Here is a 12,009-nt window from a genome sequence, read left to right on the forward strand (position 1 = left end):
TAAAAAGAGGCCAGGCCCATGAAGGCCGGACCTCTTTAAAGTCATATCCCTATATATTCTGAGAGGAATTAGTCAGCAATCAGAGAACCGAAGTACTTGATTGTTCTAACCATCTGAGATGTGTAGGAGTTCTCGTTGTCATACCATGAAACAACCTGTACAAGAGTCTTGCCGTTGCCCATCGGGAGAACCTTGGTCTGAGTAGCATCGAAGATGGAACCAGCCATGGAGTTGATGATATCGGAAGATACGATCTCGTCAGTGTTGTACTCGAAGGACTCAGTCTCCTCAGCCTTCATCTGAGCGTTAACCTCATCAGCGGTTACTTCCTTAGCAACAACTGCATCAAGGATGGTAGTGGAACCTGTAGCTACAGGAACACGCTGAGCAGCACCGTTCAGCTTGCCATCAAGCTCTGGAAGAACGAGGCCGATTGCCTTTGCTGCACCGGAGGATGCAGGAGTGATGTTCTGAGCACCTGCTCTGGAACGACGAAGGTTGCCCTTTCTCTGCGGTCCATCAAGGATCATCTGATCGCCAGTGTAAGCGTGTACAGTGGTCATGAAGCCGGACTCGATCGGAGCGAGGTCGTTAAGAGCCTTTGCCATCGGAGCGAGGCAGTTGGTGGTGCAGGATGCAGCGGAGATGATCTGATCATCAGCTGTAAGAGTCTTGTGGTTTACGTTGTAAACGATGGTCTTCAGATCCTTACCAGCAGGTGCAGAGATCACAACGTGCTTAGCACCAGCGTTGATGTGTGCCATGGACTTCTCCTTAGAGCAGTAGAAACCTGTGCACTCAAGAACTACGTCGATGTCAAGATCCTTCCAAGGAAGGTTTGCAGCATCCTTCTCCTTGTAGATCTCGATCTCCTTGCCATTTACGATGATGGAGTGATCGGTAGCCTCTACAGTACCGTTGTATCTGCCGTGGGTCGTATCATACTTAAGAAGGTATGCAAGCATCTCCGGGCTGGTCAGATCGTTGATTGCTACAACATCATAACCCTCAGCCTGGAACATCTGTCTGAATGCGAGACGACCGATACGGCCGAAACCATTAATCGCAACTCTTACTGCCATAATAATATCCTCCTGATATTTTAATGAAATAAATGGTTACATAAACATTTCCATTAGCATCTGTTATTGTATGCTATCAAATGTCTTTTTGCAAGTACAAAGCAGTGATTTTGTGAAAAATTTCACAGCAAATATACAAATTGGCCGATGCCCCTACGGGCACCGGCCAGAGCAGATTACTGCAACATAGATTTTACATAGCCCGCGATGTTGTCGGCGTGGTCCGAAATACGCTCGAGGTCACCGATGACATCGAGGAAGGCCACACCTGCGGAGGTACTGCACTTGCCCTCGCTGAGACGCTGCATGTGATGCTCACGCATCTCACGCTCCATCCTGTCCACGATATCCTCGGAGCGCTTCGTATCGATGACTTCATCGATGCTGTTATCTTCGAGTGCATTGATGGACAGGCTGAAGCTTGCCTGCGCCTGCTGTCCGATCTTCTGAAGATCCTGGATACCCTTTTCTGTGAAGTGCACGCCGTTGTCGAAGATATATTTCGCCTTTTCGACGATGTTCTCTGCATGATCACCGACACGCTCCATATCCGTCAGTGTATTCAGCATCCGGGTTACCTCAAACTTCTGACGCTCGCTGAGGGACAGCTGGTCGATCTTGATGAGATAATTCGTGAGAAGTCCCGTCATATGGTCGATCAGCTTCTCCCGATCATGCACATCCTGAATCAGCTTCTCGTCTCCGCTCTCCAGTGCACCACAGGCGTCGTTGATATTGACCGCGACGACACGGCCGAGGTTGACGACCTCGCTTTGGGTCGCCGCCAGGGCGATCGCCGGGGACTCCAGGATACGCTCATCGAGATGGCGGCGGAGACGCTGCTCTTCGATGTTCACCTTATCCTCTGCGGTCTGTGCGCCTTCGGCGACGGTTTTCTCCGGAACGAATGCGCCGGAAAGCTTCACAAGAAGATCACCGAACGGATAAAGCACGAGTGTACAGCACACATTAAAAATCGTATGGAAGATCGAAATCTCCACCGGCGTAAGCATGCCGTTGAAGAACTGCGGCACTGCGAAGGAGGCTGCAAAAATCAGTACTCCGAACATCACAGCACCCGCCACGTTAAACAGCAGGTGAATGCAGGCAGCCCGCTTCGCTGTGCGGCTGGTACCCGTCGCGGAAATCACCGCCGTCACGCAGGTACCGATGTTCTGTCCGAGGGTGATATAGAAGCCGGAGGCTCTCGGAACCGCTCCTGCAAGCGCCAGGGTCTGCAGGATAGAAACCGAAGCAGCGGAGGACTGGATGATACCGGTCACGACGGCACCGACCAGGATGCCCAGGATCGGATTTCCGCCGATCGCACGGAACGCATCGGAAAAGATCGGTGAATCCGCATATGGGGATACCGCACCCGACATGAACTCGAGGCCGATGAAGATGAAGCCGACACCGATACAGAAATTACCGATCAGGTCATCACTGCCCTTCTTGCCAAACAGGATACGGAACGCACCGATGGCGATCAGTACCGGTGCAAAGAAATCCGGCTTCAGCACCGTCAGCATATCGCTCGAAATCTGTGTCAGCGATACCATCCAGGCCGTGATCGTCGTACCGATATTCGCACCCATGATGATTCCGACCGCCTGTGAAAGATTCATGATGCCGGCATTTACGAAGCCAACGACCATGACCGTCGTCGCAGATGACGACTGCACCAGTGCCGTGATCGCCGCACCGAGCACCACCGCCATAAAGCGGTTCTTCGTCACGATGTCCAGGAATCCCGAGATCCGGTTACCTGCCGCCTTCTGCATGCCGTCACTCATGACCGACATACCATACAGGAACATACCTAGTCCGCCTAGAAGACGGAACAGACTCGCCACATGATCTACTGTCATAATCACCTCTAGATAAATGTCGATGTAAAATCGAACGCCAGGCAGCAACCCCTGCCAAGTCGGATTATAACAGACCGCAAATTTCGTGTAAACCGTTCGTAAAGTTCCTTCGCAGATACAAAAAAGAGGCGGAGGGACATCCTCCACCTCTGCCCGCACAGTGCTCAGCCCTGTGCAGCTGTAAAACCATAATAAATGTTGATGCCATCCAGCAGTCCGGCTGCGATCTTGTCGCAGGCCGCCTGGCTGTGGTCACTGGCCTTATCCCCGACCTCGATATCCACTGACGGTACCGTCGAGTAGGCGGTCTGGGTCAGATCCATGTCCATGCTGCCACTCGAGAACACCTTCATACCCGATGCCTTGAGTCCTGCGATGAGGCTCTCACCAAGCTTCTCATGCTTCTGCCAGTAGCTCGCCACCGGCTCCATCGACTTCAGTGCATCCGGTGTGCTCATGAAAAAGACGCCCTTGTTTGACTTCGTGGAATCGAAGTGGATCGCGATATGGCAGTCCGCCTTATTGTTTGCGATGACCGTACGTGCGATATTATCGAGCTGTACATCCTTATCATCACGAATCATGAGCACATCGTAGCCATCCGCCAGCAGCTTCTGCTTCAGACTCTCGGCGACCATCAGGGTCGCCACCGGCTCCGCCGTACCATCGGCGAAGGTCATGCCGCCGGAAACGGCCGTCGCAGTCGTGCTGCCGGCGGCCGTCGAACCGCCGGTTACCTTTTTCGATCCATCCGGATGACACAGGGTCCGTACCGATCCGCCGCCCTTCGTACCGTGGCCTGCATTGACCGCCACGGTAATGCCCTTTCGTGCACTCTCGGCGACATCTGTGGTATAGAGGACGGCCTTTCCGGTGTTGATCTTCGAATTACCGGCATACTTCCAGTCCAGATTCAGTCCGATTTCTGTGCTTGCGAGCGAGCTCATGCACATACATACGGAAAGAACAGCTGCCGTGATCAAAACGCTTAATTTCTTCATGTTCTTCTCTCTTTCACTCCATCGTATACATCATGGCACAGGGCGCGGATCATCTATACGATGCCCTGCCCAGCACGCCCCTCAGCCGCACCCACCCTGCGGATGGGCGACTGTATCCATCGCTGCCGGACATCTCTATGCTCGTTTTCTTTCTACACTAGAAGTCTACGCGAAAAAAAAGAGGCATGCAACAACGAAACACGAACATAGCTCTTACATATTTCTTACGTTTATCGCGCAGATCCGTCCATATCAGTGAAGCAGTGCCGAAATCGCGAACCAGATCAGGACGATGATGCCGAGGCCGATACGATAGTATCCGAAGATGGCGAAGCTGTTCTTCCGGATGTAACGCATCAGGAAGTTTATGCAGTATACGCTCACGATATAGGCGATGACCATACCGAGGATCAGATAGAAGAGCTGCGGGCCGGTGAAGGCGAAGCCGAACTTGATGATCTTCAGGAAGCTCGCACCGAACATGACCGGTACCGACAGGAAGAAGGAAAACTCTGCAGCCGGTGTACGTGCGACGCCGATCAGCATCGCGCCGAGGATCGTCGCGCCAGAACGGGAGGTACCCGGAATCAGTGCGAGGCACTGGAAGAGACCGATATAGATCGCGGTGCGCATATCCAGATCCTGCAGACGATTGATGTGAAAATCGACCGTTTCGTTCCGCTTCTCGATCAGAATGAAGAACACACCATACAGGATCAGCATCAGCGCCACGACGAAGCCGTTATAGAGATACTTATCCAGGAGGTCATCGAAGAGGATCCCGATGACGGCCGCCGGGATGCAGGCGACGATGATCTTGATCCAGAGATCGACGCGGGATGGCACGAGGCCGACGCGTCCATTCGAGCGACGACGTGCAAACGGCCAGAGCTGACGGAAGAAGGTGGTGATGACCGCGAGGATCGCGCCCAGCTGGATCACGACCTCGAAGACCTTATAGTACTCATCCGGCTGGTTCAGCCGGATCAGCTCATTGACGAGAATCATGTGTCCTGTACTGGAGATCGGAAGCCACTCGGTGAAGCCCTCCACGAGTCCGAATACGATAATTTTTAAGGTTTCAACAAAACTCATTCTATTTCCTCCACATATTGCTTATGCCTGTCGATTTTCGATCTGCCAGTCGATCGGCGTGAGGCCGTGTGCCTCCAGGTACTGATTTGTTTTCGAGAACGGACGTGAGCCGAAGAAGCCACGATAGGCACTCAGCGGACTCGGGTGCGGCGACTTCAGAATCAGATGCTTCGGATTCCGCAGCATCGCCTCCTTCATCTGAGCCGGACGGCCCCAGAGGATAAATACCATCGGGCGGTCGATCTGATCCAGTACCCGGATCGCCGCATCAGTGAACGCCTCCCAGCCGATGCCGTGATGGCTGTTCGCCTGATGTGCCCGCACGGTCAGCACGGTGTTCAGCATCAGCACACCCTGATCCGCCCACTTTTTCAGATACCCGTTATCTGGAATCGTGCAGCCGAGGTCGTCATGCAGCTCCTTATAGATGTTCACGAGGGATGGCGGGATGGCCACCTCCGGCTTCACCGAAAAGCAGAGCCCATGGGCCTGTCCCGGCTCGTGGTACGGATCCTGTCCGAGGATCACCACCTTCACCTTTTCCAGCGGAGTGAAGGAAAAAGCATTGAAAATATTCTCTGCCGCCGGATAGATCGTCTGCGTTTTATATTCCTGATCGACGGTATGGTACAGCTGTTCATAGTACGGCTTGCTGAATTCCGCCTCCAGCGGCTTCAGCCAGTCATTCGTAATCATCATTTCTTTCTCCTGTGCACACTTTCGTGCATTCTTTCGCCGACGGGTCAACGCACATACCGATCCGTGGTCGGTACGACGCGCGCAGCATATATTTATCCGTGATAAACATTGTGACTCCGGGACCTGGAAACATTCTTATAAAGATCATACAGGAGGGATCCCGTCTTTCCTTCCTCCGGATAATCATCGCCGCTCTTCAGATCCAGCACATACTTCCCGTAGCAGTTGATGATCGTCGTCCCGCTCGGATGCGTCCGTACGCGCTGAAAATCACCGCCGTAACACGGATGTACATGACCATGAATCATGTATTTCGGATGGTAGCGTTCGAGCAGCTCGTTTAAGCAGCGGAAGCCCTGATGCGGCAGGTCGTCCATATCGCCGTAGCCCTGCGCCGGCGCATGTGTTACCACGATATCGAAGCCGTTTCGCAGTGCGATGGCCGAGCGAAGCCGGTCGATCCGCTTCTCCATCTCACGCTCCGTATACATATAGTTTCCTTCTTTATACCGCATCGAGCCGCCGAGGCCCAGGATGCGAAGTCCGCGAAAATCATAGATGCGATCGTCCACGCAGTCACAGCCGAGCGGCGGCATCGTATCATAACAGTTGTCATGATTTCCATGCACATAAAGCAGCGGTGCATGTCCAGCCGTCACCAGAAATTCGAGGTAATGCGGATTCAAATCGCCGGCAGACACGATGAGGTCGACATCCCTGAGCTCGGCCGGATCGTAATAATCATAGAGCTTCTTATCCTCTTCGTCTGCAATCAGTAATACCTTCATAATGAACCTTTCAGAAATCCGCTGATACGGATCAGCTCCTGTGCCCGCTGATTAAAGGCCTCGAGCTTCGGAATCTCACCGATGATGTTATCATTGAGCCAATGCATATTCACGATCTCTTCGCTGGAGAGCCGTGGTGCCTGCGCGTCCTTTATGAGGCCCTCCTGACTGTGGATTTCTCCGTCAAACGGATGGATTCGTCCGGATAGAACACCCTCGCGAAGCGCCGTCAGCATCTTCCGGGAGGCATAGTGGAGCTGCCCGGAAAGAATCACATCGATGACCCCGGATTCCATACCGAACCAGAAATTCAGTGCCTCATGTGACTTCGTAAGTCGGCTGTTGTCCCAGGAGCCTTCCAGAATCGAACGGAGGATGATCTCATAGAAGCGTCCCCAGTCGAAGATCGGCGTGGCAATGTTGGATACCGCACCGTCCTCTGCTATCCGATAGACGCCGAACTCTCGCGACAGCTTCTTCGCCGGTGTCAGTTCCGGTCCGGAGATCGTCCGGATGCCCTGACTGAGCAGCGACTTCTTCCAGTCATGATCCCGGAGTGCCGACCACTCGAGATGGATCCGGGCATATGGATTGATCATCTGTGCACCGATGGCGAAGGCATTGACGTTGGAAAGCGTGCCATACAGCGGGCAGAGCTCCGCGTAGCCGATCTCGTCACCGTCCGTCACCGAGGCCGCGAGCGCGCCCATCAGGAACTTCGCCTCATACATACGGCCATAGTAGGTCCGGATCGAATTATAGCTGCTGTTTACTGAGCAGTTCAGGATATGGATTTTCGGGAAGCAGACCTTCGCCTGTACCGAAGCCTCCACCATCATGCCCGTCGTCGTAAAAATCACCTGTGCGCCGGCAGCCGCTGCCTCATCGATCGCAGCACTCACGCGTGCCGGCGTATCGCAGTCCGCCCAAGTCAGGGTCTCAAGCTGCGTGCCGAAGCGTCCGGCGATGTAGTTCCGTCCGAGCTCATGCTGGTACGCCCAGCTGGAGGTCTCCGGATTCTTCTCATAGATAAAGGCCACCGTCAGCTTCCGGTCCGCGCTCTGCTGCATCAGGCGCTTAAAGAAGGAGCTGTCCTTCTGGAGGACATCCGGGGTTTCCACGAGCCGGATATCCTCCGGCTCCTTCAGGAATTCATGCCAGATCTTATCGAGGTTCGCATCGATTTCCTGCGTCGAGATATGCTCGAGGCTCTTCGCGCCATAGATGCAAAGATAGATGAGGAAGGCATCACCACGGGTGATATCGAGATGTCCGCCGCCCTTTCGAAGAAAGCGCTCCGCAAAGCGGAAGAAATCTGCCTTTACATCATTGCGCACCTCCGACGTCCATGGCTTCTCCATGGACAGTCCGAGGACCTGACAGAGCTTCTGATAGGCCCCCTCTTCCGAAAAGCAGATACCATAGATGCCGCTCACCTTAAAGAAATCGACGAACTCGAAGTAGATGCGGTTCGTCTTGTCATCGGTATGCTGTGGTAGCAGTCGGATGACGTCCGCGAGGATGGATACCATGCCGGTAAAGCGCGAAACCGATACGCGCTTGTTGCCCTCCTGCACATAGAAGCGCCCCATGTACTCATACACGAGGATCGCGTCCCGGATGCCCTCCTGAACAGCAGAATCATAGAGTGCCGACCACTTCATCGAAAACTCGGTCTTCGGCGGCAGCAGCGGCATGAAATTGCTGGCGAAGGCCTCCTGCCGGCCATGCGTCTTCGTGCCGGCGATGTCGGCGATCGGAATCTCGACCAGTCCGATATGATTCTCTGCAAGTATGCTTTCCGGCTTCACGATATCATCGAGCGCCGTAAGATATGGATAGCGTCCGAATGTGATATCTCGGCGGTACTGACTCTCCCCCATGTGCCAGGCCTTCGTATAATCTTCGATCATCGCGATCCCCCTCTCTGCTTCATCTGATGACTGCGTCTTAAAAACAAAGCTATAATACTCTATCTCAGCGGACAATGCTACAGCCTGCGGCATCATCGCGAAGCAAATTATACCGTTTGCCACCGTCTGACAGCAGTTCAGCCAGAGCCCCGAAGGGTTCTGGCTGAGTGTTTATGTCTGCTTCGATTATGTACTTTTCCGATTTGTTATTTTGATTTTTACATCGGTCCCGTCAGGCTGCCGACCTTCAGTTCCTCGATCGCGCCGGAGGAACTGGTCGTCGTGCTCACCGGTGAGGACGTCGTCACATTGCTGCTTCCGCTCACAGAGCCCGGTCCCGCCGCCTGCGTCGTTTCATACTGTGATACGCCGCCCGGACCGGCCGTCGTGCTCGTCCCCGGCTCACTCGTCGTGATGTTCGAGCTTCCGGTGCTGCCCGGTGTCGTCACCGTCGAGCTACTGCCGCCTGGTGTCGCTGCGGTCACAGCGTTGCTGCCAGAGGTGCTCGTGGTGGTGCTGCCGGTACTGCCACCTGCGTGGGTTACGGAGACATTGCCGATCGCCGAGGTGCAGGCGCCGTTCGCATCGAAGCTGTAGTCTGTGCCGCCGATGGTCACGGTCTTTCCTGCAATCATCTTACCGTTGTTTAAGTAGTAGTACGCACCCTTCGACTCGAGCCAGCCTTCAATCATCTTGCCATTCTCGCCGAAGTAGTACCACTCGCCCTCGATCTGCTTCCAGCCCTGGGCCATCTTTCCGCTTGAAGTATCCAGATAGTACTTGTGTCCCGAGGTATCGGTCTTCCATCCGGTCTGCATCACGCCCTTCGCGTTCAGGTAGTAGTAGCTTCCCTCCTGTGCGTACCAGCCCGTCTGCATCACGCCGTTCGACTCGAAACGATACCAGCTGTTATCGATCTTCGCCCAGGTATCCATCAGCAGGGTGCCATCACCCGGCTGGAAATAGTACCACTTATCGCTGATCTGACGCCAGCCGGTCGCCATCGAGCCATCGCCCTTCAGATAGTACCAGCGGGTCGTCCCGTTTTCGGTCAGCTTCAGCCAGCCCGTCTGCATCACACCATCCGTCTTCATGTAGTACCACTTGTTATCGATCTGGCGCCAGCCGGTCACCATGAGACCGTTCGAGCGGAAGTAGTGCCAGTTCCCGTTGATCTTCTTCCAGCCCGTCACCATATATCCGTCACTGCCGATATAGTAGTAGCCGGAAGAGGTATGGATCCACTTGCTGTAGATATACTTATTCGTGGAATCGTCCACGTAGTAGTACTTGCCATCCTTCTGGCCCCAGCCTGCAAAGCTCGGTGTCGCAAACGCCGCACATCCGATCGCCAGGGTGAGTCCCAGGACACGCATTTTCGCCTTCATATTCATAGTGTCGCCCTCCGATTGTTCATAGCTAGATTCTATCACGCTTTTGCGCGTCTGTTCCATAAGCTTCGCTTAAATTTTCCCCGAATTTCGTAAGAATTTATACGAATCCTTAAAGTATCGGTACATTCGGAGCGTGTAATCGCCGAAGCTCTCCCCGAGCGCCATCTTGTATACACACCAGAGAGCCCATAAAAGCCCGCCGAGCCCCATATAGGCGACGACCAGCGCATAGGCTTCCTCGTCGTCGAGTCCCCGGAGGGCAATGTCTCCGTCCGCCCCGCCCATCGGTGCCGTACGATATACCTCGATCAGCTGCTTCGTCTCCTCGAAGCTCATGTAGGAGTAGATCGCCGCCATCGCGAGATCCGTCAGCGGATCCGCCATGCCACAGTACTCCCAGTCGATCATCTTGAGCCCCTCGTCCGTGAAGATAAAATTATCCTTTACGGAATCGATGTGGGCGATCGTCTTCGGACGCTGCTGCGCCGCTACGAAGCGGAAGACCTCCTCCGCATGGAGACGCACCTCCGGATAATCCTCAAACGGGATCACCGCACCCGCCTCACGGATGTACGTCTCATAACGCAGCATCTCCTCATGAAGATCGAAATCATGCTTCAGCACGATGCCGGAATTATGCAGACGCTTCAGAAGTGCCATGCACTGCCGAAGCTCCACCGGATTCCCGTAGTCTGCATTGCGCGCCCCATGATAGTAGCGGGAGATCTTATAACCGTTCTCCGGATTGAAGTACACAAGCTCCTCGGTGATGCCGAGCTGCGTCACTGCCTGGTACACCTCGCCCTCGTGGAAACGATCGATCAGCTTCTCTGTGCCCGGTCCCGGGATACGACAGATGTAGTCCTTTCCACGGTACTCCGCCGGTGCCTCCGGTGTATCCAGCACCGAAAAGTACCAGGACTTGTTCGTCATCCCGGCCTTCAAGCAGCGGATGTGCACGATACAGGACTCCGGGATGCCGAAGACCCGGGACACGAGCTGCATCGCTTCGGAGCCGGAATGATTGACATACTTCTCATCGAACTGCCGAAGCTCCTCGAGATTTTCGAACTCATAGATCTCCCCCTCCGGCTGCTTATTGATATAGATCGGCGGCAGCAGCTTCAGATTCCGAATCAGTACATCCTCCCAGTAGAACTGCTCCGTGCCGGGCATCCGGTAGTAACTCTCGATGAACGGCAGAAACTGTTCCGAAAACTCCTTCGTAAAGTACACCGGCCCATACATGCACCACTGATCACAGCCACCGACCCGCACATCCCGGATCGCACCGTTTCGTGCGGTCTCGATCGCCCATTCCCGGGTCTCCCCCTTCATGAAGCTCGCCGCATACCAGGCATCCGCCTCATAGCGATGGTACATATTCTCCCGCATCCAGTTATCGGAGGACAGAATATAGCAGTTGTGCCCCCGGAGCACCGACGCCGCATGGTGCATCGTCGCCAGTGTGTTCTTCGTCGCATATTCCGGATTGTAGATCAGCTTCACCTGGTACTTATCGATGAGGTACTCGAACTTCTCCTTCAGGTACCCGACCATGATCGTGATATCCGTGATCCCCACCTCATGAAGCTGTCGGATCTGACGCTCGATCATCCGCTCCCCGAAAACCTCGAGCAGGCCCTTCGGTGTCTCATACGTGAGCGGCACGAAACGGGAGCCGAAGCCCGACGCCAGTACGAGCGCCGCGTCCACCCGATGGGCCTCCAGGTGCTGCTGCCCTGCATCCGTCAGTTCATACAGCACATTCCGGCCACGCCCCTCATCATGGCTCAGCTTTCGGAGAAGCCCCTGATTCACCGTCTCCTGCAGGAGCTGATTCGTCTTCCCCAGCGACACCCCCAGCGCCCCCGCCAGGTCCCGCTGCGTACTCTCCGCACGCTCATATAAAGTCCTCAGAATAATCGTCGTCTCCCGCTCCAGCATCGCGCCGTCCGCCTTTCTTTCTTACTTATGTTCATTTGACATTATTTTTTAAAGTTTTTGAACATACTAACATACATTTCATCAGATTTCAATATTCTATAGACGGCGGGGGGGGGGGGGGGGGGGGGGGGGGGGGGGGGGGGGGGGGGGGGGGGGGGGGGGGGGGGGGGGGGGGGGGGGGGGGGGGGGGGGGGCCGGGGCGTTTGTTTGTGTGTGTTC

General features: G+C 54.7%; 9 protein-coding genes. All 9 read right to left on the reverse strand.

The features are described 5' to 3' along the window. Positions 1 to 68: 68 nt before the first annotated feature. The gene (gene gap, locus ACTQ52_RS09825; RefSeq protein WP_410042904.1) at positions 69 to 1,082 is read right to left on the reverse strand and encodes a type I glyceraldehyde-3-phosphate dehydrogenase; all 1,014 of its coding nucleotides are present in this window, start codon (positions 1,080 to 1,082) and stop codon (positions 69 to 71) included. Positions 1,083 to 1,258: 176 nt separating this feature from the next. After that, the gene (locus ACTQ52_RS09830) at positions 1,259 to 2,953 is read right to left on the reverse strand and encodes a Na/Pi cotransporter family protein (RefSeq protein ID WP_441982496.1); all 1,695 of its coding nucleotides are present in this window, start codon (positions 2,951 to 2,953) and stop codon (positions 1,259 to 1,261) included. A gap of 164 nt (positions 2,954 to 3,117) precedes the next feature. Continuing rightward, positions 3,118 to 3,954, reverse strand: a complete 837-nt coding sequence (locus ACTQ52_RS09835) for an N-acetylmuramoyl-L-alanine amidase family protein (protein WP_410042902.1) — start codon at positions 3,952 to 3,954, stop codon at positions 3,118 to 3,120. Between the two features lie 252 nt (positions 3,955 to 4,206). Beyond that, complete coding sequence (locus tag ACTQ52_RS09840) at positions 4,207 to 5,049, reverse strand: undecaprenyl-diphosphate phosphatase (RefSeq protein WP_410042901.1); 843 nt, start codon at positions 5,047 to 5,049, stop codon at positions 4,207 to 4,209. A gap of 21 nt (positions 5,050 to 5,070) precedes the next feature. Further along, positions 5,071 to 5,745, reverse strand: coding sequence for a uracil-DNA glycosylase (locus ACTQ52_RS09845; RefSeq protein WP_441226815.1), 675 nt, complete (start codon positions 5,743 to 5,745; stop codon positions 5,071 to 5,073). Between the two features lie 95 nt (positions 5,746 to 5,840). Continuing rightward, positions 5,841 to 6,536 (reverse strand): metallophosphoesterase family protein, encoded by a 696-nt coding sequence (locus ACTQ52_RS09850; protein WP_410042899.1) that lies wholly within the window; start codon positions 6,534 to 6,536, stop codon positions 5,841 to 5,843. After that, a complete protein-coding gene (locus tag ACTQ52_RS09855) occupies positions 6,533 to 8,449 on the reverse strand; it encodes a BMP family ABC transporter substrate-binding protein (RefSeq protein ID WP_441982497.1) in 1,917 nt (638 codons plus the stop codon). Before ACTQ52_RS09855 ends, ACTQ52_RS09850 begins: the two co-directional genes overlap by 4 nt. Positions 8,450 to 8,667: 218 nt before the next feature. Further along, a complete protein-coding gene (locus ACTQ52_RS09860; RefSeq protein ID WP_441982498.1) occupies positions 8,668 to 9,843 on the reverse strand; it encodes an N-acetylmuramoyl-L-alanine amidase family protein in 1,176 nt (391 codons plus the stop codon). A 69-nt stretch (positions 9,844 to 9,912) separates the two neighbouring features. Beyond that, a complete protein-coding gene (locus ACTQ52_RS09865; RefSeq protein ID WP_441982499.1) occupies positions 9,913 to 11,790 on the reverse strand; it encodes a sugar phosphate nucleotidyltransferase in 1,878 nt (625 codons plus the stop codon). Between the last annotated feature and the right edge of the window lie 219 nt (positions 11,791 to 12,009).

The organism is Oribacterium sp. Sow4_G1_1, from assembly GCF_052116105.1.
Lineage (GTDB): Bacteria > Bacillota > Clostridia > Lachnospirales > Lachnospiraceae > Oribacterium.